This window comes from Pseudomonas sp. 21LCFQ010 (assembly GCF_024129905.1).
Classification (GTDB): Bacteria; Pseudomonadota; Gammaproteobacteria; order Pseudomonadales; family Pseudomonadaceae; genus Aquipseudomonas.
Map to the genome: position 1 here is coordinate 140,522 of NZ_JAMYDZ010000006.1, position 21,723 is coordinate 162,244.

The window sequence follows — 21,723 nt, forward strand, 5'->3', positions numbered from 1 at the left end:
GGGCAGCGCATCTTGAACAAATCATGGTTTGTGCCTTTTTTGCTGGCAGCGGCGCTGGGCCTGGGCGGCTGCGCGCAGCGCACCGTGCACGACGAACCCAGCCAGGCGTTGCCTGCTGAACAGTCGAGCTTCGGCCGCCGCATTCAGGCCCTGGCCCAGCCCCACGAAGGGCGTTCGGGCTTTCGGCTGCTGTCCAACAGCACAGAGGCGTTCAGCGCCCGTGCCGAGCTGATTCGCATGGCCCGCACCAGCCTGGACCTGCAGTACTACATCGTCCACGACGGCCTGAGCACCCGTGCGCTGGTCGAGGAACTGCTGCAGGCCGCCGACCGCGGCGTGCGCATTCGCATCCTGCTCGACGACACCACCAGCGACGGTCAGGACCAGGCCATCGCCACCCTGGCCGCCCACCCGCACATCCAGATCCGCCTGTTCAACCCGCAAGCGCTGGGCCGCGAAACCGGCGTGACCCGCAGCGTCGGCCGGCTTATGAACCTGTCGCGTCAGCACCGGCGCATGCACAACAAACTGTGGCTGGCCGACAACAGCGTGGGCATCGTTGGCGGGCGCAATCTGGGTGACGAGTACTTCGACGCCGAGCCGAACCTGAACTTCACCGACATCGACCTGCTGGCCGCAGGACCGGTGGCGCAGCAGCTCGGGCACAGCTTCGACCAGTACTGGAACAGCACCCTGAGCAAGCCGATCAACCATTTCATGTACTTCCTGCCCGGCCACCATGACCTGAGCAAGGCCCGGCGCCGTCTGGCCAGTTCTCTGGAGCAGGCGCACCAGCAGCACAAGGCGCTCTATGAGCGGCTGATGAGCTACCGGCAACAACCCATGCTGCCCACCTGGCTCAAGCAACTGACCTGGGCGCACAACCAGGTGTTGTGGGACGCACCGACCAAAGTCCTGGCCCAGGGCGAACCCGACCCGCACCTGCTGCTCACCACCCAGCTCGCGCCTGAGTTGCGCAACGTCAAACAGGAGTTGATGCTGATCTCGGCCTATTTCGTTCCCGGCCAGGCCGGGCTGGTCTACCTCACCGGGCGCTCGGACGCCGGCGTGGCGGTCAGCCTGTTGACCAACTCGCTGCAAGCGACCGATGTGCCCGCCGTACACGGCGGCTACGCGCCGTATCGCAAGGCTTTGCTGCAGCACGGGGTGAAGTTGTTTGAAATGCGTCGCCAGCCCGGCGACCCGTCGACCTACAGCCAGTCACGGCTGTTCGCCAGGCCGTCGCTGCTGACCAGCGGCTCAGACTCCAGCCTGCACAGCAAAGCGATGATTTTCGACCGGCAGAAGCTGTTCGTCGGCTCATTCAACTTCGACCCGCGCTCGGTGTTGTGGAACACCGAAATCGGCATCCTGGTCGACAGCCCGCCGCTGGCCGAACAACTGCGTGAGCTGACCCTGGAAGGGATGTCGCCGCAGCGCAGCTACCAGGTCAGGCTGCAAAACGACGAACTGGTGTGGGTAACCGAAGACAACGGCCAGATCCACACTCTGGACAAGGAACCGGGCGACTGGTGGCGGCGCTTCAATGCCTGGATGAGCAAGGCCATCGGCCTGGAGCGGATGCTGTAGGAGCGACCGGTTTTACTTGCCCTGTCGCGAGTAGAACTCCCTCCCACAGGTTCAGCCCAAGGCGAGAAATTTGTGTAATCCGCCTTAACTGATCGGCATTGGTCCTATGGGTTACGTGTTTGCCGTGCAATAGCGGCGCGGTTTCAAGCTTTCGCTGGCGCTGCACCAAACGCGCCCTGACGCAGCAGCAACACCACCAGCCCGAACGCGCCAGCGGCCATCAGCCACGGCAATGAGTGCCCGCTGACCCACTGGCTGCCAGCACCGGCCGCCAGCGGCCCGAGCAGGCAGCCAATGCCCCACAGCTGTGCCACGTGGGCATTGGCGCGCACCAGTGCATCGTCGCGAAAGCGCTCGCCGATCAGAATCAGCGACAGGGTGAACAACCCGCCGGCGCTGGCCCCGAACAACACCCACAGCGGCCAGATAAACACCGTATGGATAAATACCGGCACCAGCAGGCTCGACACCAGCAACATCAACGCGCAGCCGGTGAACAGGCCGCGGCGGGACAGGCGGTCGGCGAGCATGCCGATCGGCAGTTGCAGCAAGGCATCGCCCACGACCACGACGCTGACCATCATCAGCGCCACTTCGGCCGTGAAGCCCTGACGCAGGCAGTACACCGGCAGCAGGGTCAGGATCATTGCCTCGAAGGCGGCGAACAGCGACACCGCCCAGGCAATCGCCGGCAGTTTGCGGCAGAAGCCGATCAGGTCCTTGAAGCCGACATGGCATGCCTCGGTACTGGGGGCGCCGCCGCGGCCCAGCAACAGCAGCGGCGAGCCAAGCAGCAACACCACGCCGATCCAGAAGCCGTAGTCGGCCTCGGTGCCGATCCAGCCAAGCAGTAACGGTCCGCTTAGCTGGCTGAGCGCGTAGGTACAGCCATACAGGGCCACCAGCCGCCCACGCAAGCGCTCGATCACCAACTGGTTGATCCAGCTCTCGCCCAGTACGAAGACAATGGTCAGGATCATGCCGATCATCAGGCGCAGCAGCAGCCACACCGGGTAATACGGCAACAGCGCCAGCAGGCCGACCGACAAGGCCCCGGCCCACAGGCACGCCCGCATCAACTGTGGCGTGCCCAGGCGGGCGGCCAGGCGGCTGGCCAGTCCCGCACCCACCAGCACGCCGATGGCCGGCATCGCGGCCATGACGCCAATGGCGAAGCTGCCATAGCCCCAGCTCTCCAGGCGCAGCGACACCAGCGGCATGCTGACGCCCACCGCCAGACCGACACTCAGCACTGAGGCCAGTACGGCGAAATAGGTACCCCAAGGCATTGCAAAGACTCCAGATCATTCAGCGGCGCGAATGATCACATGATACGGGCCCGCAGGAGCGGATTTATCCGCGAAGACCACAAGGACTTCGCAGCTAAAGCAGCTCCTGCAATGCCCTGTGCGTGCTGGACGCCAGCAACAGGCACTGTATTTACAGCTTGATCCAGGTCGATTTCAGCTCGGTGTACTTGTCGAACGCATGCAGCGACTTGTCGCGGCCGTTACCCGATTGCTTGAAGCCACCGAACGGTGCGGTCATGTCGCCGCCGTCGTACTGGTTGACCCACACGCTACCGGCGCGCAACGCCTTGGCGGTCAGGTGGGCCTTGGACAGGTCGGCGGTCCACACCGCAGCAGCCAGGCCGTACTGGGTGTCGTTGGCAATGCCGATTGCCTCCTCGGCGCTGTCGAAGGTCAGCACCGACAGCACCGGACCGAAGATTTCTTCCTGGGCGATCTTCATGGCGTTGTTCACGCCGTCGAAGATGGTCGGCTCCACGTAAGTGCCGCCGGTTTCTTCCAGAATACGTTTGCCGCCGGTGACCAGTTTGGCGCCATCGGCATGCCCTGCCTCGATGTAGGACAGCACGGTGTTCAGCTGCTGGGTATCGACCAGCGCGCCGATCGTGGTGGCCGGGTCCAGCGGGTTGCCCGGTTTCCAGCCTTTGAGCGCTTCTATCACCAGCGGCAGGAACTGGTCCTTGATCGAACGCTCGACCAGCAAGCGTGAACCGGCCGTGCAGACCTCGCCCTGGTTGAAGGCGATGGCGCTGGCGGCGGCTTCGGCAGCGGCCTGCAGGTTCGGCGCGTCGGCAAACACGATGTTCGGGCTCTTGCCGCCGGCTTCCAGCCAGACCCGCTTCATGTTCGACTCGCCGGCATAGACCATCAACTGCTTGGCAATCTTGGTCGAGCCGGTAAACACCACGGTGTCGACGTCCATGTGCAGCGCCAATGCCTTGCCCACGGTGTGCCCATAGCCTGGCAGGACGTTGAGCACGCCCGCCGGGATACCGGCCTCGACCGCCAGTTGCGCGATGCGAATGGCCGTCAGCGGCGATTTTTCCGATGGTTTGAGTACCACCGAGTTACCGGTGGACAGCGCAGGCCCCAGTTTCCAGCAGGCCATCATCAACGGGAAATTCCACGGTACGATGGCCGCCACCACGCCCACCGCTTCGCGGGTCACCAGGCCCAGCTGGTCATGCGGGGTGGCCGCAACCTCGTCATACAGTTTGTCGATCGCCTCGCCGCTCCAGCTCAGTGCCTGGGCAGCGCCGGGTACGTCGATTTTCAATGAGTCGGTGATCGGCTTGCCCATGTCGAGGGTTTCGAGCAGTGCCAGCTCTTCGACATTCTGGCGCAGCAGGCCGGCGAAACGGATCATGGTGGCCTTGCGCTTGGCCGGTGCCATGCGCGACCAGGTGCCGGCTTCAAACACCTTGCGCGCGCTGTCGACGGCCTTTTGGGCGTCAGCCTCGTCACAACTGGCAACCTTGGCCAGCAGCCGTCCATCGACCGGGCTGATACAGTTGAACGTGGCGCCGCCAGCGGCATCGGTGTACTGGCCCTGGATAAAGGCCCGGCCTTCGATCTTCAGGTCGCGGGCACGTTGTTGCCAGTCAGCAAGAGTCAGGGTGGTCATACGCATGTCCTCTTCATGGTCGATGATGGTCAGCTAGGGATAGCCGAAAATACCCATCACCCTAAACCAGCCATCAGACAAAACCAATATATTTGACAAACTGCGCTCTGGCTGTGAGTTATGTTGAATTTATTGAACGACTCTCGACAGCCAGAACCGCTCAGGCTGTACTGGCTCAAACCGGTATCATCTTTCATCACAGGGGACTTGCATGGACATTCAAAGCATCGTCGACTTCAGCGAAGCTGGCACCCAGCCTGAGCGCTACCGCCCCGCGCCGCCAAAGATCCTCAAGGGCGACCCGCAACAGACGGTCTACAACCATTACGACAGCCCGTGCAGCCAGTTCAGCGCCGGGGTCTGGGAAGGCGAGCCGGGCCAATGGGCGGTGAGCTACACCGAGCATGAATACTGCGAGATCGTCCACGGCGTGTCTGTGCTGCGCGATGAGCAAGGGCAGGGCAAGACTTTGCGCGCCGGTGATCGCTTCGTGATTCCGGCGGGCTTCAAGGGCACCTGGGAGGTGCTGGAAAGCTGCCGCAAGATTTATGTGATCTTCGAGGCGAAAATATAATTATGTAACGCCACGCCCGACCCTCTGCGAACGATGCTGTCACCTGCATCGCCAGCCGGCCGATATGCCCCCTCTCCCTCGGCAGGCCGGCTGGTGGTGCACCCAGCCAATCTCGCAAAGGACGATGAGATGACCAACGAAGAAATCCCCCGTGAACTGCACTACCTCATCGGCACGCGCTATGTGCCAGCGCTGTGCGCCTATGTCAGCGAACTGACCGACCGCGGCCGCGTGCACGGGCCGAACGACATCACCACCCGCGAATTCGACCTGGGCCGCATCACCATCGTCATCGATCATGCGCACCGGGTCAGCGGCTTCAGCTTCGGCTGATACCCCGGTCACGAAAACGAAAAAGGCCCGTATCTCGCGATACGGGCCTTTTTCTTGGAAGCCGGATCAATTACTTGATCTTGCCTTCCTTGTAGATCACGTGCTTGCGCACAACAGGATCGTACTTCTTGATCTCGATCTTGTCGGGAGTAGTACGCTTGTTTTTGTCGGTAGTGTAAAAGTGACCAGTACCGGCGCTCGAAATCAAACGAATCAATTCACGCATGATCAGTCTCCTTAAACCTTGCCATCGCGGCGCAGATCAGCCAGAACGGCCTCAATGCCACGCTTGTCGATGATACGCATGCCCTTGGCGGAAACGCGCAGACGGACAAAACGCTTCTCGCTTTCAACCCAGAAGCGGTGATGCTGCAGGTTTGGCAGGAAACGACGACGGGTTTTGTTGTTTGCGTGGGAAATGTTATTCCCGGTTACCGGACCCTTACCGGTAACTTGACAGACTCTCGACATGCCTCAGCCCTCTAAAACCACATGCCCAACCCGGCATGGGTTGGCCGCTTATCTCTCAGTCATTTGGCGCCTGGGCGCCGCGTTTCTTCAAGGGTCTTACCGGCTACAGCAGATGAGCAAGAAACCGGGCCCTAGAAAAGAGCGCTGCTTTATACCAGAAACCCACAAGAGCAACAACAAGCAAAGCAGTTCGCCGTGGATTTACCCAGGCTTCGTCGCGCCCTGGCTAGGGCAACAGCGGCTGACCATTCGTCGCCGCGCCGCGATTGTTCTGTGCAGGTACATCGTCTAGGGTAAAGGCCTCACCAGACTGCACCGGCAGATGGGGCCCAATCTGATAAGGAATCCAAGCATGCGCCTAGCTGCACTCCCGTTGTTGTTCGCCCCGCTGTTGATGCCGGCCATGGCCCAGGCCGCCAACCTCGTCGTTTGCACCGAAGCCAGCCCCGAGGGCTTCGATGTCGTGCAATACAACTCGTTGACCACCACCAATGCCTCGGCTGATGTGCTGATGAACCGCCTGGTGGATTTCGACGCCCAAAGCGCCAGGCTGGTCCCGAGCCTGGCTGAAAGCTGGAGCGTCTCGGCCGATGGCCTGACTTATGACTTCAAACTGCGCAACGGGGTCAAGTTTCACAGCACCGAATACTTCAAGCCGAGCCGGGAGCTCAATGCCGATGACGTGCTGTTCAGTTTCAACCGGATGCTCGATGCGCAGAACCCATGGCACAAGATCGCCCAAAGTGGCTTTCCGCATGCCCAATCGATGCAGTTGCCTGCACTGATCAAGAAGATCGAAGCGCCCGACCCGCATACCGTACGCTTTGTGCTGAACCGCGCCGACGCCACCTTCCTGGCCACCTTGAGCATGGGCTTCGCTTCGATCTACTCGGCTGAATACACCGCGCAACTGCTCAAGGCCGGTACTCCGGAGAAGCTCAACACCCAGCCGGTCGGTACCGGCCCGTTCGTGTTCAAACGCTTCCAGAAAGATGCCGTGGTGCGCTATGCCGGCAACCCGGACTACTTCGCCGGCAAGCCGGCCATCGACACCTTGGTCTATGCGATCACTACCGACGCCAATGTGCGCCTGCAGAAGGTACGGCGCAACGAGTGCCAGATCGCCCTGTCGCCCAAGCCGCTGGATATCCAGGCAGCCAACGAAGACAAGAACCTCAAGGTCGAGAAAACTGAAGCCTTCATGACGGCCTTCGTGGCGATCAACAGCCAGCATCCGCCTTTTGACAAAGCCGAGGTACGCCAGGCCGTGAATCTGGCCTTCGACAAGGCCAACTACCTCAAGGCGGTGTTTGAAGGCACCGCCGAGAGCGCCGCCGGCCCTTACCCACCCAATACCTGGAGCTATGCCAAGGATCTGCCCGGCTACGCCCACGATATCGCCAAAGCCAAGGCACTGGTGGCCAAGGCCGGCGTGAAAGAAGGCACCAAAACCACGATCTGGACCCGGCCATCGGGCAGCCTGCTCAACCCTAACCCGTCGCTGGGCGCCCAACTGCTGCAGGCAGACCTGAAGCAGATCGGTATTGATGCCGAGATCAAGATCATTGAATGGGGCGAGCTGATCCGCCGCGCCAAGGCCGGTGAGCATGACCTGCTGTTCATGGGCTGGGCGGGCGATAATGGCGACCCGGACAACTTCCTGACCCCGCAATTCTCTTGCGCTGCGGTGCAGTCGGGCACCAACTTCGCCCGCTACTGCGACAAGACCCTCGACAAGCTGATCAGCGATGGCAAGGCCACCAGCGACCAGGCTGCGCGCAGCAAGCTCTATGAGCAGGCGCAGGCGCAGATCCAGCAGCAAGCCTTGTGGTTGCCCTTGGCGCACCCTACCGCCGCCGTACTGACCCGTAGGGAGGTCAGCGGCTATCAGGTCAACCCGTTTGGTCGTCAGGACTTCTACAAGGTACAAGTGAAGTAACCGGCCACCCCACAGCGCTTGCCTGCACCGGCAAGCGCTGCCCCGCCCGGCCCATCAAAGGCACAATCCTGCCATTGTCTCCTCCAGGGTGACAGTCAAACGCTTTTCAGCCGATTTATCCCATCCAGGTAAATCCTTAATCTGTGTCCAAGTTGAACGCAACGCCACTTACCCCACAACTTCTCAGATAAAGGATCTACCCCATGGCCAACTTCACCTACAACCGCCTGAACAAAGACGACGCCGCTGTACTGCTGATCGACCACCAGACCGGCCTCATTTCGCTGGTGCAGGACTTCTCGCCCAACGAGTTCAAGAACAACGTGCTGGCGCTGGGTGACCTGGCCAAATTCTTCGAGCTGCCAACCATCCTCACCACCAGCTTCGAGCAAGGCCCCAACGGCCCGCTGGTGCCGGAGCTCAAAGAGCAGTTCCCGGATGCGCCGTACATCGCCCGCCCTGGCCAGATAAACGCCTGGGACAACGAAGACTTCGTCAAGGCGATCAAGGCCACCGGCCGCAAGCAACTGATCATCGCCGGTGTCGTCACCGACGTGTGCGTGACCTTCCCGGTGCTGTCGGCCCTGGAAGAAGGTTTTGAAGTGTTCGTGGTGACCGATGCTTCCGGCACCTTCAATGAAACCGTGCAACAGGCCGCGTGGAACCGCATGAGCCAGGCTGGCGCCCAACTGATGAACTGGTTCTCGGTGGCGTGTGAGCTGCACCGCGACTGGCGCAACGATATCGAAGGCTTGGGCAACCTGCTGAGCCAGCGTATTCCCAACTACCGCAACCTGATGAACAGCTACTCGGCGCTGAGTGCGCGCTGAGTCCGAACAACCATCCAACAAAAAGCGGCGCCCATTCAGATGGGCGCCGCTTTGTTTGTCTGACGCGCGAGAGCGGTCAGAACTGGGTCCGCAAGGTCAGCGACAGGCTGCGAGGATCACCGTAGATCGCCCCGGCATAGAAGCCATAGCGGGTGAAGTAGTGCTTGTCGAACAGGTTGTTGGCGTTCAGGGTCAGTGCGGTGTCGTCCGTGATGTCATAGCGGGCCATGGCATTCCAGATCGCATAACCGGACCAGTTGACGTCGCTGGCGCTGCGGCTCACGCCGTTGGTGGGCTGGCCGGCCGGGGTCGACAGTGCGCGGATGTTGGTCTGTGCAGTCACACCGGTACCCACGGTCAGACGATCCAGCGCGCCAGACAGGTGGTAGGTGGTCGACAGTTTGAACAGGTGCGAAGGGTCACTGCGGCCGTCGGAATCGAGGCGCCGAAAGTGCAGCCAGGTGTAGCCGCCGTAGACGTTCCAGTTCGGCGTGATCGCCCCGGCCACTTCCAGATCGATACCGTCGGTTTCCACCCCGGAGCCGGCCTTGTAGGCCTGCGCGCCGGTCGGGGTCAGGCTGGCGCCATCGGTAACGGCCTTGTTGTCCTGCTGGGTGCGGAAATATGCAGCCTGGGCATTCAGGCGACCGTCGAACCACTCACCCTTGATCCCGGTTTCGTAGCTCTTGCCACGAATCGGCTCGATCTTGCTGCCGCCGGCGTCTTCCTGAGTCTGCGGGGTGAAAATGTCGGTATAGCTGGCATACAGCGAGTAGTTGTCGTTGAGGTCGTACACCGCGCCCAGGTATGGGGTGACGATGCCGTTCTCGCTCTGGCTGCTGCGTGCCCCGGAGGTGGCGATGGTCACTGCGTCGTAGTTGCTGGTGCGCGCCCCGGCAATCACCGACAGCGGGTCGGTGATGCTGATCCGGGTTGCCGCATACATACCCTGCAGGCGCGTGGTGGTCTTGCTGTGCAGGCCGGTCTGGCGGGCATCGATGTAGTAATCGTCATTCACACCGTTGCGCCAATCGCTGAGCGCAAAACCGTTGTTGCCACGGAACTGGCAGCCCAGCGCTGGCGCACTGGTGCGCAGGGCGCTGGACATGGTGCAGCTGTATTGCGGCGACCAGGCCACGGTGCGGCTGTCGTTGTAGCCGAACATCGCCTGATGGGTACGGCCGAACAGCTGGAACGGGCCGCTCAGATCAATCTGGCCGGACTGTTGAGTGGTGTCAGTCGAGCTGTGCAGGCCATTGAGTACCGCACCGCTGCCATCGCGGTTGAAGTAACCGACATAATTGCCGCCCGACGACGAGTTGACCTTGGCCAGGCCGCGGTGGTTAAGGGCGTCGGTGGTGGTCTGCGCCAGATTGACGTTCAGGGTCCAGTCATTGTCGAAGCGATGGGTCAGCGAGCCGAACGCGGTACGGGTGGTGTACTCGCCAAAGCTCCAGCTCGGCACCACGTTGGTGCTGCGCGGCAGGTCGGTCTTGCTGCCGTCACCGTACCAGATCGGGATATTGGCACCCCAGCCGCCGCCGACAATCTTGTAATACTCATACTGAAAGCCGGCGCCAAGGGTGGTGGCGTCATCCAGATCGAACTCGACATTGGCCAGCGCTGCCCGCGAACGGTCGGACTGCTCGTCGCGGAACGAGTTGGCCTCCTGCTGGGAAACCACAAAGCGCGAACGCAGACGACCATCTTCCGACAGCGGCAGGTTCAGGTCGGCGCCCAGGCGGGCCTTGTCCCAACTGCCGTAGGTCACGTAGGCGCTGCCGCCGAACTCGCGGGTCGGACGCTTGCGGATCAGGTTGACGGTGGCTGACGGATCTCCGGTGCCGCCCAGCAGGCCGTTGGCGCCGCGGACCACGTCCATGCGCTCGTACATGTCCATGTTCAGCGACGAACCGGCGCCGCTGAAATCCGACCCCCCCGGATACTGCAGGCCATCGACCTTCCAGTTGCTGATGGCGTAGCCACGGGCGCGGTATTCGGTACGCCCGCCGACCTCCAGCTTGCTCATGCTTACCCCCGGCGCGGCGTCCAGTGCCTGCTCCATATTGGTGATATTGCGGTCGGTCATCTGCTCCTGAGTGATGGTGGTCACCGACTGCGGGGTCTGCCGTGGGGTCAGCTTAAGGCCGGTGGAACTGCTGGTGCTTTTAACCGTGTAACCGGCCTGGCCGGTGGCATCCTGTTCGGTGTAGGCGCTGTCGCGGACATCAATGGCGTTGAGTTCGACAGCGTCGGCCGCGTTGACACTGTGACTGGCAATCAGTGCGCTCAGGCCCAGGCCGATCAGCACGTTAGAGCGCTTGAGGGTGAAAATGTCGGTAGGGTTGGCAGGAGGATGGAGGGTGGTAGAAGAGGTGCTGCCCAAGTGAGTCATTGTAATCGCTTCGTGTTTGCAGTTAGGTTTTGATACGATTTTTATCAACCACCTCACTTCGCTGTACCGCGCGTATGTATGGGCTTGTAATGGAATGTAATGAGCGCGACACCTCGCCACCCGGATTGCCACCACAATCAGGCGAAACCTTGCTGGTGGTCGATGATGATGACGAGATCCGCGAGCTGCTCTGCGACTACCTCAGCGAGGCCGGTTATCGTGTGTTGGCGGCCGCCGACGGCCAGCAGATGTGGCAGTGCCTGCGCGAGCAAACCGTAGACCTGTTGATCCTGGACCTGATGCTGCCCGGCGAGGACGGCCTGAGCCTGTGCCGCCAGTTGCCACGCGATTCGAGCATGGGCGTGATCATGCTATCGGCCCGGGGCGCAGCGCTGGACCGGGTGATCGGCCTGGAGGTCGGTGCCGACGACTACCTGGCCAAGCCGTTCGAGCCCCGCGAGTTGCTGGCGCGAATCAAGGCCGTGCTGCGGCGCGCGACGCGCCTGGCCCCCGAGTCCCCTGCCCGCCCGGACAAGACTCAGCACTTTGCCGGCTACCGGCTCGACCACGCCCGCCGCGAACTGACCCTGCCGGACCAGCGCCAGTTGCCGTTGCCACGCTCCGATTACCGGGTGCTCAGCGAGTTGCTCAATGCCCATGAAGAAGTGCTGACCCGTGAGCAGCTCACCCGCAGCGCCTTCGGCCGCGCCTATCAGCCCGACGACCGCTCGGTGGACATGTGCATCAGCCGGCTGCGTCAGTCATTCAAAAGCGATGAGCGTGCCAGCGTGCAGATTGTCACCATTCGCAATGAAGGCTATCTGTTGAGCATCACCGGTCCCGCGTCCTGAGATGCGGCGTTTTTTGCAATGACTGTGACGAAAAGCAGGCATATCGTCAGAAAAAAACAGCGTGTAGCTTGAAATCCAGACAGGTAAGGCCTACCGTTGGCACCAGCTCATCTACCAGCCTTAGGGTGTCAGTGTAGAAGGAGTAACGGCCCCGTCCTCCTGTGGAGGGCGCGGCCAGCCTAACTCTCTTGACTGTAGCGCTCCCAACGCTGCTCCAGTTTCTTCTGCTGATGCTCTCGTTCGACTGGATAGGCCGTCCAAGGCAGGGTGTAGTCCTTGCGCTCTTCCAGCACCACCAAGTATTGGGCTTCGGCAAACCATATCAATACACGAGTAGTTGAGCCTTTCGGTTCACGCCAGATCTTTAGCCTTGTATCGGCAGCATTTTCTATTATTGGTCTGGGCCAGCGAATACGCTCGCAACGCCGCAAATCAGGCAGGCGCTCCGCTTCGTCGTGCCCCTCTGAAATCATGTGCCAAAACGTAGCCTCCTTGCCCTGAATAACCGGATGACGCTTCAAGCCAAGACGCTTACCAGCGAATACGGGTTTCGAAACCACAAAGTCGGCACAAAATATCTCGTAGATCGCATCCAGATAACGAGAAAAATCGCCACCATAAGTTTTCAGTTCTTCCAGTTCAGGCAGCCATCCCGGCAGGCTCATAAGTCTTGGCTCCCGCTCCAGAAGAACAGGTTGAACTTGGACTCACGCAGCAACGTGTTCTGCTCCAGGTTATAGCGGCTACGCTCGCGAATTCGCGCAATCAGTCGCTGCTTGGCTTCGCTGCCACACAGTCCGCGATGCAGGTAGGACAGCGCGCCAATGAGCAAGTCGGCCAACTGCAATTGTTCTGCCTCATGAGAGTGAATGCGCTGTACACGGCGGATTACCTTGCGAGAAAAGTCATAGGCGTTGTGGGCCAGCGCCTCGTGGAGTCTGGTGACCTTCTCATGCCCTAATGTGTCTTTGATATCGATGTAGACATGGTATCCAGCGTCTGGGTCGAAGATGGTCTTGAGCATCGAGAAGTAAATCTTGTAGTACCAGTCGTCATGGCTTTGCCGGTACTGCCGGTGGTTGAGACAAGCCTTGTCGGCAACAACCAACGCACGAAAGTGCAGATCGTCATCGTCAAAAAAATAGTCGATACAGTCCAGGTAGAACTGCAGTTTGGCGGAGCCCACCTTGGTCCACTTGATTTCGAAATCGCGGGGCAGTTTATGTCTTGATTTGATTTCACGTAGACGCCGGGCGATCTCCAGGCGTTTTGCCTCTGGACACCAGACAGCGCCCAGCACCATGGCGCGCTGACCGTCATTCTCCAGGTGGCAGGATTCGTCACAATAGATATTGAAGGTTTCGTTCATTGCTGTACTGCTGGCCGTTAGGGTTGCCGAATGTACTCTGTTTGCTCATAGCCATGGGCCAGAGCGATCAGGCTTCAGTCATCGTTTTCCTGGCTCGCCTGCTCCAGTGTTTATTGACTCAGAGCCGTCCGAACGGCAAGGTGCAGACTTTCTGTCATCCGCAATGAAGGCTATCTGTTGAGCATCACCGGTCCCGCGTCCTGAGATGCGGCGCTTTCTGCAAAGGCTATGGCCCAAAACCCTGTTCGCCCAGTTGCTGGTGATCATGGTTTTTGGGGTGCTGGGCATTCAGCTGGCATCGAGCAGTATCTGGTTCGATGTGCGTTTTGCGCAGGTTCTGGAAGCGCCCGTACGGCTTATGGCGCGTGACACTGCGGCGATCATCGAGCAGATTGACTGCCGTGCGCCCGAACAGCTTCAGGTTCGCACCCATTACCAGTTGCGCTGCCTGTCAGATGCACCGCCCCGTGTGCCCGGCGGTGAACCCAGCCGCGCCCAGCGGCGCATTGAATTACTGCTCGGTCAGGCGTTGCGCATTGAAACCGGACGCGATTACCCGCTGCGCCTGCTCAGCGCGACCCTGACCGATACGCAGGGTCAGCCGATCGTCTGGCATAGCCTGTTCGGCCTGCGCACCGCCCAGGCGCACTTGCGCTTTGCGCTCCAACTGCCGGACCAGCGCTGGCTGCACGTCGAGGCGCAGGAAATGCAGGGCTGGAGCGGCGAGTCGGCATGGGTGCTGATTGCCGATTATCTGTTGCGGGTGTATGCCCTGCGCATTCTGGCCGTGCTGGTGATCTGTCTGGTGGCGGTGCGTCTGTGCCTGCGCCCGCTCAAGCGTCTGGGCGAGGCTGCCATGGCGCTGGGCGACAATCTCGAACAGCCACCCTTGACCATCGAAGGTTCGCAAGAGGTTCGCCAGGCCGCTTTGGCCTTCAACAGCATGCAGCAGCGCCTCAAAGCCATGCTCGATGACCAGGCCTATTTCCTGGCGGCCGTATCCCACGATTTGCGTACCCCGCTGACCCGCATGCGTCTGCTGATCGAGCGGGTCAGCGAAGAGCGTCCTCGCGAGCGGCTGCGGCACAATATTGTCGAAATGGAGCGCATGATCGCCCAGGTGCTCGATTATTTGCAGAGCGCCGATAAGCACACCGTGCAGCCTGTCGATATCGACGAGCTGCTCGCTCGCTTGTGCGATGAGCTGTGCAGCGCTGAGGAACCCTTGCCTGTCAGCGGACGTGGCGGCGTGGTGCAGGTCAATGAGCTGTTGCTGCAACGCTGCCTGCAAAACCTGCTGAGCAATGCCTTGCGCTACGCCCGGCAGGTCAGTCTCAACGTGCAATCGGACGACCAGCACCTGCACATCGAGATCCTCGACCGCGGCCCCGGCATTGCCGAGCAACAACTGCCAACCATCACCGACCCGTTCGTACGCGGTGAAGCCTCTCGCAACCAGCGTTCCGGCGGCTACGGTCTGGGCCTGAGCATCGCCAAACGCATCGCCATGCTGCATGGCGGCCGTCTGATGCTGCGTAACCGCCAGGCTGGCGGGCTGTCGGTCAGTGTGCTCCTGCCGCTACATGAGGCCGCGCTCAACCAGTGACAACGGCTCGCCCTCGCCGACGATCACATGGTCGAGCACCACCACATCCACCAGCGCCAGTGACTCCATAAGGCGCTTGGTCAGCTCGATGTCGGCCCGGCTCGGATCGCTGACTCCGGAGGGGTGGTTATGGCACAGGATCAGGCTGGCCGAATTGTGTGCCAGGGCGCGTTTGACCACTTGGCGCGGGTGAACATAGGCCGCATTGATCGTTCCATGGAACAGCACCTCGAACGCCAGTACCCGATGCTTGCTGTCGAGAAACAGGCAGGCGAACACTTCGTGAGGCTCATGGCGCAGCTGTGATTTCAGATAGGTGCGAACCTGCTGCGGGTTTTCCAGCGCCGACGCATGGCGCACGCTTTCAGCCAGGTGCCGACGGGCCATTTCCAGCACCGCCTGGAGCTGGGAGAACTTCGCCGGGCCAAGCCCCAGGTGTGAACTGAATGCATCGAGGTCGGCCTCCAGCAACGCGCGCAGGCTGCCGAATTCATTCAACAGATGCCGGGCCAGATCGACAGCACTTTTGCCCGATACACCGGTACGCAGAAAAATGGCCAGCAGTTCTGCATCGGAAAGGCTCTGCGCGCCCATGCCAAGCAGGCGCTCGCGCGGACGCTCCGCAGCAGGCCAGTCTCGGATACTCATGCACCACCTCCTTGTGTTCAGGCGCGGCGCAAACAAAGGGCCGCGCACGTCCCACCAGCTAGTACCGCAGATCGCAACGGCTCGCCAGCTTTTGCCGGGCCAGAGCCTCACGCGCTGACTTTTCCTACAGAGCTGTGGGCGCCGCTGCTCCACTGCGGACGCTGTGCTATCTTAGCCCGGATTTTTCTGCGGCTACCCGGCACCGGGGCTGCTGCGATTGCGCAACATTGATCAAGACAAGGCAGGCCTATGCAGCGGCTGTATCGAAAACGCATCGTTCTGGGCGTCGGCGGCGGCATCGCGGCCTACAAAAGCGCCGAACTGGTCCGCCGCTTGCGCGACCAGGGGGCCGAAGTGCGGGTCGTCATGACCAAGGGCGGGGCGGAGTTCATCACCCCTCTGACCATGCAGGCGCTCTCGGGACACCCCGTCCATCTGGAGCTGCTCGACCCGGCGGCAGAAGCCGCGATGGGGCATATCGAGCTGGCCCGCTGGGCGGACCTGATTCTCATCGCCCCGGCAACCGCTGACCTGATCGCCCGCCTGGCCCAGGGCATCGCCAATGACCTGTTGACCACTATTGTGCTGGCCACCGACGCCACCGTGGCGATTGCGCCGGCGATGAACCAGGCCATGTGGCGCGACAGCTCGGTGCAGGCCAACACACGGCAGCTCGAAGAGCGCGGCTGGAAAGTGTTCGGCCCGGCATCGGGCAGCCAGGCCTGCGGCGACGTGGGGTTTGGCCGGATGCTCGAGCCCGGCGAGCTGGCGATGTGCGCCGCCGAGTGCTTCCAGCGCCTGAGCCTGACCGGCCAGCACGTGGTGATCACTGCCGGGCCCACTCAGGAAAATATCGACCCGGTGCGTTACATCACCAACCACAGCTCCGGCAAGATGGGCTTTGCCCTGGCCGAAGCGGCCGTGGAAGCCGGCGCGCGGGTGACACTGATCACAGGTCCCGTCAGCCTGCCGACGCCGGACCGGGTCACGCGCATTGACGTGGTCAGCGCCCGCGACATGCTGGCCGCCTGCGAAGCAGCGATTCCGTGCGATCTGTTCATTGCCTCGGCCGCCGTGGCCGACTACCGCCCGGAAGTGGTCGCCCCGCACAAACTCAAGAAAGACCCCAGCACCGGCGACGGCCTGTTGCTGCAGATGGTCCGTAACCCCGACATCCTGGCGACCATCGCGACCCGCCCGGATCGTCCGTTCAGTGTCGGTTTTGCCGCCGAGACCGAGCATTTGCTCGACTATGCTGCACGCAAGCTCAAGGACAAGAATCTCGATCTGATTGTCGCCAACGATGTCGCCAACCCCAGCATCGGCTTCAATAGTGAAGAAAACGCCTGCAGCGTGATCGACCGGGCGTTGCATGCAACGCTCTTTGCCCAGACCAGCAAAGGCAAGATTGCCCGCCAGCTGATCTCTTTTATCGCCGAACGCATGAATCAGGTTTAACTACGAATGCACGCTCTACAAGCCAAGATCCTCGACCCCCGCATTGGCAGCGACTTCCCTCTTCCGGCCTACGCCACCAGCGGCTCGGCCGGCCTTGACCTGCGCGCCATGCTGCAGCAGGACACCGTGCTGGAGCCCGGCCAGACCCTGCTGATTCCCACTGGCCTGTCGATCTACGTCGAGGACCCGGGCCTGGCCGCGCTGATTCTGCCGCGTTCGGGGCTGGGCCATAAGCACGGCATCGTGCTGGGCAACCTGGTCGGCCTGATCGACTCGGACTATCAGGGCGAACTGATGGTCTCGTGCTGGAACCGCGGCCAGACTCCGTTCACCATCGCGGTTGGCGAGCGCATCGCGCAGTTGGTGCTGGTGCCGGTGGTGCAGGCCCGTTTCGAGCTGGTCGAGGAGTTCCAGCAGACCCAGCGCGGTGCCGGCGGCTTCGGTCACTCAGGCAGTCATTGACAGATTTGCACAGGCAACCCCGGATTCAGGACGAATAATCGGAGAGCAGTCGGGTGGAAGGCAGTCAGCGCAGCATCAACCAGCATTCGTCTGCCGAAGGGCAAAAGCCTTCTGCATCTGCCTTGCACGCCTTGCTGCCCGGTCTGATTCCGGCGTTTGCCGGCCTGGCGGCGGCGCTGGTACTGATCACCGTCGGCCTGGCCAGCAGCCCGCAACAGCATGACCAGCAGATCCAGGCCTGGGGTAACAGCCAGGCGCTGGCGATCAATCTGGCCTTGCGCCAGATCGGTGCCGACACCCAGGCGGCCGCCAACAATCCCGCCCTGTTGCAGGCCCTGCAGAGTCATGATGAGCAGGCCCGCAGCGTTGTGCAGGAGCGGCTGCGTTACTGGGACGGCCTGATCGGCGCACGGATCGATGCCAAAGGCCTGGCCGACATCGACACCCAGAGCAGCTTGCCGGTCAGCTACTCGACCCTGGACCTGCTCAACAAGGCGATTCAGGGTCAGGCACCGGTGCCGGAGGCACGCAAGATCGGCGAGCGCTGGGTCATTTACAGCGTGGCAGCGCTGCGCAGCGACCCGAGCCAGCCGGCCAGCGGCACCTTGTTGCTGGCCTTCGACCCCAAGCGTCTGCTCAACGCCATTCCAGGCATTCCCGAAGACGCCGGGCAAGTGGTGTTAAGCCAGCAGTTCGGCAACGGTCCGGAGCAGGTTTTCCTGCAGCGCGGGCTGGCCGGTGCCGGCAAGCCGCAGGTTTTCGAGACCGGCTATCCGGGCTGGCGGCTTGAATTCACCCCGGGTCCGGCCTTGCACAACCCGATCCCCTGGCTATTGCTCGGCCTGGCTTTGCTGGTCGCCCTGGCGGGCAGCGTGCTGGGGCTGTACCTAAACGAGCGCCGCCTGCAAAGGCTGATCGTCGACGACACCCGGCAACTGGATCAATTGGTGCAAGAACTCTCTCGCGGAAAAACCGTCAAACCCTTCGGTTTGAGCCTCCCTGCCCTGCAAGGACTGGCTCAGGCCCTTGCCCGTCTTTCGCTGTACACCGCGCCTCACGCGGCTACTGGCGACAGAAGCGGCGCAAAACCCGACACCTCTGAAGGCAGCGTTGCAGTATCGCCCCCGGCCGCCAAGCCTGGCACCGCCTGGAGCGATCCGCTGTTCCAGAACACCGATATCCTTGATATCGACATTCTCGACGACAACCAGGATCTCCCGAGATCGGAGCACACCCTCTTTATGAACAGCCCAGCATCCGTGGCACCCCAGCTTCCCGAGTCGATCTTCCGCGCCTATGACATTCGCGGTGTGGTCGGCGATACCCTGCACGCTGAAACCGCCTACTGGATCGGTCGGGCCATCGGCGCCCAGAGCCTGGCCGAGAACGAACCCAACGTCAGCGTGGGTCGCGATGGCCGTCTGTCTGGCCCGGAACTGTCACAACAACTGATTCAGGGGCTGCATGACGCCGGTTGTCATGTCAGCGATGTCGGCCTGGTCCCGACTCCGGCGCTGTACTACGCCGCCAACGTGCTGGCCGGCAAGACTGGCGTGATGCTCACCGGCAGCCACAACCCCAAGGACTACAACGGTTTCAAGATCGTCATCGCAGGCGACACCCTGGCCAACGAACAGATCCAGGCCCTGCTTGAGCGCATCAAAACCAACAACCTGACCGAGCAAAAAGGCAGCATCACCAAGGTCGACATCCTCGAGCGCTACTACCAGCAGATCACCCAGGACATCGCCCTGGCCCGCCGCCTCAAGGTGGTGGTCGACTGCGGCAACGGCGCTGCCGGGGTCATCGCGCCGCGGCTGATTGAAGCGCTGGGCTGTGAAGTGATTTCCCTGTTCGAGGAAGTCGACGGCAATTTCCCTAACCACCACCCCGATCCGGGCAAGCTGGAAAACCTTCAGGACCTGATTGCCAAGGTCAAGGAAACCGGCGCCGACCTGGGCCTTGCCTTCGACGGCGACGGCGACCGCGTGGGGGTGGTGACCAACGAGGGCAATGTGGTCTTCCCTGACCGCCTGCTGATGCTGTTCGCGCTGGACGTGCTGGAGCGCAATCCGGGCGCCGACATCATCTTCGACGTCAAGTGCACCCGCCGCCTGACCCCGTTGATCAGTGAGCACGGCGGTCGTCCGGTGATGTGGAAAACCGGCCACTCGCTGATCAAGAAACAAATGAAGAAAAGCGGCGCGTTGCTGGCGGGCGAGATGAGCGGCCACATCTTCTTCAAGGAGCGTTGGTTCGGTTTCGATGACGGTATCTACAGCGCTGCACGGCTGCTGGAAATCCTCAGCCAGAAAACCGAAACCGCCGAACAGCTGTTCGCCTCTTTCCCGGATGACGTTTCCACCCCAGAGATCAATATTAAGGTGACCGATGTCACCAAGTTCAGCATCATTGAGGCTCTGGAGAAACAGGCCCAGTGGGGCGACGCCAAACTGACCAGCATCGACGGTGTCCGTGTCGATTATCCGAAAGGCTGGGGTCTGGTGCGTGCGTCCAACACCACGCCGGTGCTGGTGCTGCGCTTCGAAGCCGAAACCGAGGCTGAATTGCAGCGCATCCAGAACGTTTTCCATACCGAGCTCAAGAAAGTTGCGCCGGACCTCGACTTGCCGTTCTGATAGTTTGATCTTTGACTGGAGCCCCGAATGACCCTCGAACGTGATGCCGCTTCTAACGTCGCCAAGGTATTGTCCGAAGCACTGCCATACATCCGCCGTTTCGTTGGCAAGACGCTGGTAATCAAGTACGGCGGCAACGCCATGGAAAGCGAAGAGCTGAAAACCGGCTTTGCGCGCGATATCGTGCTGATGAAAGCGGTCGGTATCAACCCGGTGGTCGTTCACGGCGGCGGTCCGCAGATCGGTGACCTGCTCAAGCGCCTGTCCATTGAAAGCCACTTCATCGACGGCATGCGGGTGACCGACTCGCAGACCATGGATGTGGTGGAAATGGTCCTCGGCGGCCAGGTCAACAAAGACATCGTCAACCTGATCAACCGTCATGGCGGCAGCGCCATCGGCCTGACCGGCAAGGACGCCGAGCTGATTCGTGCGAAGAAGCTCACCGTTACCCGCCAGACGCCGGAAATGACCAAGGCCGAAATCATCGACATCGGTCACGTTGGCGAAGTGGTCGGGGTCAATACCGACCTGCTGAACATGCTGGTCAAGGGCGACTTCATCCCGGTGATCGCGCCGATCGGTGTCGGCCCGAACGGTGAGTCGTACAACATCAATGCCGATCTGGTCGCCGGCAAGGTTGCCGAAGCCCTCAAGGCCGAGAAACTGATGCTGCTGACCAACATTGCCGGCCTGATGGACAAGCAAGGTGAAGTCCTGACCGGCCTGACCACCGAACAGGTCGATGGCCTGATCGCTGACGGCACCATCTACGGCGGCATGCTGCCGAAGATCCGTTGCGCGCTGGAAGCGGTGCAGGGCGGCGTACACAGCTCGCACATCATCGATGGCCGTGTGCCCAATGCCGTACTGCTGGAAATCTTCACCGACAGCGGCGTGGGTACGCTGATCACCAACCGCAAGCGTCACTGATTGCGGTCATTGCGATAATAAAAAGGCCCCGTCAGTGCGAACTGACGGGGCCTTTTTACTGCGTTACTGCAGCAGGCTGGAGACCCGCGCCCGCAACTGGGCGAAGTCTGACTCTGCCTGCTGACGCGCCTGCTGATAACGACTGATCTCGGCCTTGAGCGCATTGTGCTGATCGCGCAGGTCGTTCATCTGGTCAATCAGGTTCTGCGGCACCGGGCGCCCTGCCCGTTCCAGATCGGCGGCCTGGCCCTGCAGGCTGGCCTGCTGGGCAGCCAGGCCCTGGGTATTGCCTAGGGCCACGCCGATCAGGGCGTCGATCTCTGCCAGCTTGCGAGCCTTGGCGCGCTCGACATCATCGACACTGCGATACTGGCGCAATAACTGCGCATCGGCACCGGCCTGGGCCTTGGCCGCCTCGGCCTGACGAATCTGCTCGGCACTGGGGGCCGGCGGGACTACCTGTACCACTCGCCCCTGGGCGTTGAGTACCTGATAGCCTTTGCCTGCGTACTCCGGCGGCACGCCCTGGCGATCCATGACGGTTATGCCACGGCTGTCGACATAGCGATAGAGCAGCACCTCAGGGGGCTCGGCAGCCATTGCCGCGCTCTGGCCCAAGCTGCCCAGCAGCAACACCAGCCCGGTAGCCTGCACGACGCGCCGCGACGTGCTGCTCAGGTTTCGATCACTG

At 61.6% G+C, this 21,723-nt stretch carries 20 protein-coding genes; 11 read left to right on the plus strand and 9 right to left on the minus strand.

The features are described 5' to 3' along the window. The first annotated feature begins 12 nt into the window (after window positions 1-12). The gene (locus NJC38_RS09880; protein ID WP_253113934.1) at window positions 13-1,590 is read left to right on the plus strand and encodes a phospholipase D family protein; all 1,578 of its coding nucleotides are present in this window, start codon (window positions 13-15) and stop codon (window positions 1,588-1,590) included. A gap of 143 nt (window positions 1,591-1,733) precedes the next feature. On the opposite strand, the gene NJC38_RS09885 is transcribed toward NJC38_RS09880, so the two are convergent. After that, window positions 1,734-2,879: an MFS transporter gene (locus tag NJC38_RS09885; protein WP_253113937.1), complete on the minus strand. Its 1,146-nt coding sequence runs from the start codon at window positions 2,877-2,879 to the stop codon at window positions 1,734-1,736. Between the two features lie 151 nt (window positions 2,880-3,030). After that, complete coding sequence (locus tag NJC38_RS09890) at window positions 3,031-4,524, minus strand: aldehyde dehydrogenase (RefSeq protein WP_253113939.1); 1,494 nt, start codon at window positions 4,522-4,524, stop codon at window positions 3,031-3,033. Window positions 4,525-4,735: 211 nt separating this feature from the next. Here NJC38_RS09890 and NJC38_RS09895 point away from each other — a divergent pair, with 211 nt between their 5' ends. Together NJC38_RS09895 and NJC38_RS09900 are read left to right on the plus strand one after the other, a co-directional pair. Beyond that, on the plus strand, window positions 4,736-5,098 hold the full coding sequence (locus NJC38_RS09895) for a cupin domain-containing protein (protein ID WP_045485084.1): 363 nt from the start codon (window positions 4,736-4,738) through the stop codon (window positions 5,096-5,098). A gap of 129 nt (window positions 5,099-5,227) precedes the next feature. After that, on the plus strand, window positions 5,228-5,431 hold the full coding sequence (locus NJC38_RS09900; protein ID WP_045485082.1) for a hypothetical protein: 204 nt from the start codon (window positions 5,228-5,230) through the stop codon (window positions 5,429-5,431). A gap of 70 nt (window positions 5,432-5,501) precedes the next feature. On the opposite strand, the gene rpmG is transcribed toward NJC38_RS09900, so the two are convergent. Both rpmG and rpmB read right to left on the minus strand, forming a co-directional pair. Next, on the minus strand, window positions 5,502-5,657 hold the full coding sequence (gene rpmG, locus NJC38_RS09905; RefSeq protein WP_003177274.1) for a 50S ribosomal protein L33: 156 nt from the start codon (window positions 5,655-5,657) through the stop codon (window positions 5,502-5,504). Between the two features lie 11 nt (window positions 5,658-5,668). After that, on the minus strand, window positions 5,669-5,902 hold the full coding sequence (gene rpmB / locus NJC38_RS09910; protein ID WP_045485076.1) for a 50S ribosomal protein L28: 234 nt from the start codon (window positions 5,900-5,902) through the stop codon (window positions 5,669-5,671). A gap of 352 nt (window positions 5,903-6,254) precedes the next feature. On the opposite strand from rpmB, the gene NJC38_RS09915 reads away from it, so the two are divergent. Further along, entirely contained in the window at window positions 6,255-7,841 is a 1,587-nt protein-coding gene (locus NJC38_RS09915) for an ABC transporter substrate-binding protein (protein ID WP_253113941.1), read from the plus strand. A 203-nt stretch (window positions 7,842-8,044) separates the two neighbouring features. Beyond that, window positions 8,045-8,671: an isochorismate family cysteine hydrolase YcaC gene (gene ycaC / locus NJC38_RS09920; protein WP_045485072.1), complete on the plus strand. Its 627-nt coding sequence runs from the start codon at window positions 8,045-8,047 to the stop codon at window positions 8,669-8,671. Between the two features lie 76 nt (window positions 8,672-8,747). Here the strand turns inward: ycaC and NJC38_RS09925 are convergent, their stop codons facing one another. Then, a complete protein-coding gene (locus NJC38_RS09925) occupies window positions 8,748-11,066 on the minus strand; it encodes a TonB-dependent siderophore receptor (RefSeq protein WP_253113944.1) in 2,319 nt (772 codons plus the stop codon). An 89-nt stretch (window positions 11,067-11,155) separates the two neighbouring features. Here NJC38_RS09925 and NJC38_RS09930 point away from each other — a divergent pair, with 89 nt between their 5' ends. Further along, complete coding sequence (locus NJC38_RS09930) at window positions 11,156-11,917, plus strand: response regulator (protein ID WP_045485070.1); 762 nt, start codon at window positions 11,156-11,158, stop codon at window positions 11,915-11,917. Between the two features lie 179 nt (window positions 11,918-12,096). On the opposite strand, the gene NJC38_RS09935 is transcribed toward NJC38_RS09930, so the two are convergent. Both NJC38_RS09935 and NJC38_RS09940 read right to left on the minus strand, forming a co-directional pair. Then, a complete protein-coding gene (locus tag NJC38_RS09935; RefSeq protein ID WP_253113946.1) occupies window positions 12,097-12,582 on the minus strand; it encodes a hypothetical protein in 486 nt (161 codons plus the stop codon). Continuing rightward, the gene (locus NJC38_RS09940; protein ID WP_253113948.1) at window positions 12,579-13,286 is read right to left on the minus strand and encodes a DUF3800 domain-containing protein; all 708 of its coding nucleotides are present in this window, start codon (window positions 13,284-13,286) and stop codon (window positions 12,579-12,581) included. The genes NJC38_RS09935 and NJC38_RS09940 overlap by 4 nt, the downstream gene beginning before the upstream one ends. Before the next feature lie 205 nt (window positions 13,287-13,491). Here NJC38_RS09940 and NJC38_RS09945 point away from each other — a divergent pair, with 205 nt between their 5' ends. Continuing rightward, window positions 13,492-14,892 (plus strand): ATP-binding protein, encoded by a 1,401-nt coding sequence (locus NJC38_RS09945; RefSeq protein WP_253113952.1) that lies wholly within the window; start codon window positions 13,492-13,494, stop codon window positions 14,890-14,892. On the opposite strand, the gene radC is transcribed toward NJC38_RS09945, so the two are convergent. Then, window positions 14,866-15,540, minus strand: coding sequence for a DNA repair protein RadC (radC, locus tag NJC38_RS09950; protein ID WP_253113954.1), 675 nt, complete (start codon window positions 15,538-15,540; stop codon window positions 14,866-14,868). The two genes, NJC38_RS09945 and radC, sit on opposite strands and share 27 nt — an antisense overlap. A gap of 249 nt (window positions 15,541-15,789) precedes the next feature. Between radC and coaBC the strand changes: the two genes are divergently transcribed. From coaBC to argB, 4 genes are read left to right on the plus strand one after another with little or no spacing between them, the layout of a single operon-like run. Further along, window positions 15,790-16,998 carry a bifunctional phosphopantothenoylcysteine decarboxylase/phosphopantothenate--cysteine ligase CoaBC gene (gene coaBC, locus NJC38_RS09955; RefSeq protein ID WP_253113967.1) on the plus strand — a complete coding sequence of 403 codons (1,209 nt, stop codon included), beginning with the start codon at window positions 15,790-15,792 and terminating at the stop codon, window positions 16,996-16,998. 6 nt (window positions 16,999-17,004) lie between these two features. Next, the gene (dut, locus tag NJC38_RS09960; RefSeq protein WP_045485054.1) at window positions 17,005-17,460 is read left to right on the plus strand and encodes a dUTP diphosphatase; all 456 of its coding nucleotides are present in this window, start codon (window positions 17,005-17,007) and stop codon (window positions 17,458-17,460) included. Between the two features lie 53 nt (window positions 17,461-17,513). Next, the gene (locus NJC38_RS29165) at window positions 17,514-20,099 is read left to right on the plus strand and encodes a phosphomannomutase/phosphoglucomutase (protein ID WP_366855744.1); all 2,586 of its coding nucleotides are present in this window, start codon (window positions 17,514-17,516) and stop codon (window positions 20,097-20,099) included. 27 nt (window positions 20,100-20,126) lie between these two features. Then, entirely contained in the window at window positions 20,127-21,032 is a 906-nt protein-coding gene (gene argB, locus NJC38_RS09970; protein ID WP_045485049.1) for an acetylglutamate kinase, read from the plus strand. A gap of 63 nt (window positions 21,033-21,095) precedes the next feature. On the opposite strand, the gene NJC38_RS09975 is transcribed toward argB, so the two are convergent. Next, a complete protein-coding gene (locus NJC38_RS09975) occupies window positions 21,096-21,632 on the minus strand; it encodes a DUF4124 domain-containing protein (RefSeq protein WP_253114226.1) in 537 nt (178 codons plus the stop codon). Between the last annotated feature and the right edge of the window lie 91 nt (window positions 21,633-21,723).

Excerpts from the sequence above, each read along its gene's own strand:
- NJC38_RS09885 (WP_253113937.1), bottom strand. The coding sequence starts at position 2,879 with ATGCCTTGGGGTACCTATTTCGCCGTACTGGCCTCAGTGCTGAGTGTC.
- NJC38_RS09890 (WP_253113939.1), bottom strand. The coding sequence starts at position 4,524 with ATGACCACCCTGACTCTTGCTGACTGGCAACAACGTGCCCGCGACCTG.
- NJC38_RS09895 (WP_045485084.1), top strand. The coding sequence starts at position 4,736 with ATGGACATTCAAAGCATCGTCGACTTCAGCGAAGCTGGCACCCAGCCT.
- NJC38_RS09900 (WP_045485082.1), top strand. The coding sequence starts at position 5,228 with ATGACCAACGAAGAAATCCCCCGTGAACTGCACTACCTCATCGGCACG.
- rpmG (WP_003177274.1), bottom strand. The coding sequence starts at position 5,657 with ATGCGTGAATTGATTCGTTTGATTTCGAGCGCCGGTACTGGTCACTTT.
- rpmB (WP_045485076.1), bottom strand. The coding sequence starts at position 5,902 with ATGTCGAGAGTCTGTCAAGTTACCGGTAAGGGTCCGGTAACCGGGAAT.
- NJC38_RS09915 (WP_253113941.1), top strand. The coding sequence starts at position 6,255 with ATGCGCCTAGCTGCACTCCCGTTGTTGTTCGCCCCGCTGTTGATGCCG.
- ycaC (WP_045485072.1), top strand. The coding sequence starts at position 8,045 with ATGGCCAACTTCACCTACAACCGCCTGAACAAAGACGACGCCGCTGTA.
- NJC38_RS09925 (WP_253113944.1), bottom strand. The coding sequence starts at position 11,066 with ATGACTCACTTGGGCAGCACCTCTTCTACCACCCTCCATCCTCCTGCC.
- NJC38_RS09930 (WP_045485070.1), top strand. The coding sequence starts at position 11,156 with ATGGAATGTAATGAGCGCGACACCTCGCCACCCGGATTGCCACCACAA.
- NJC38_RS09935 (WP_253113946.1), bottom strand. The coding sequence starts at position 12,582 with ATGAGCCTGCCGGGATGGCTGCCTGAACTGGAAGAACTGAAAACTTAT.
- NJC38_RS09940 (WP_253113948.1), bottom strand. The coding sequence starts at position 13,286 with ATGAACGAAACCTTCAATATCTATTGTGACGAATCCTGCCACCTGGAG.
- NJC38_RS09945 (WP_253113952.1), top strand. The coding sequence starts at position 13,492 with ATGCGGCGCTTTCTGCAAAGGCTATGGCCCAAAACCCTGTTCGCCCAG.
- radC (WP_253113954.1), bottom strand. The coding sequence starts at position 15,540 with ATGAGTATCCGAGACTGGCCTGCTGCGGAGCGTCCGCGCGAGCGCCTG.
- coaBC (WP_253113967.1), top strand. The coding sequence starts at position 15,790 with ATGCAGCGGCTGTATCGAAAACGCATCGTTCTGGGCGTCGGCGGCGGC.
- dut (WP_045485054.1), top strand. The coding sequence starts at position 17,005 with ATGCACGCTCTACAAGCCAAGATCCTCGACCCCCGCATTGGCAGCGAC.
- argB (WP_045485049.1), top strand. The coding sequence starts at position 20,127 with ATGACCCTCGAACGTGATGCCGCTTCTAACGTCGCCAAGGTATTGTCC.
- NJC38_RS09975 (WP_253114226.1), bottom strand. The coding sequence starts at position 21,632 with ATGGCTGCCGAGCCCCCTGAGGTGCTGCTCTATCGCTATGTCGACAGC.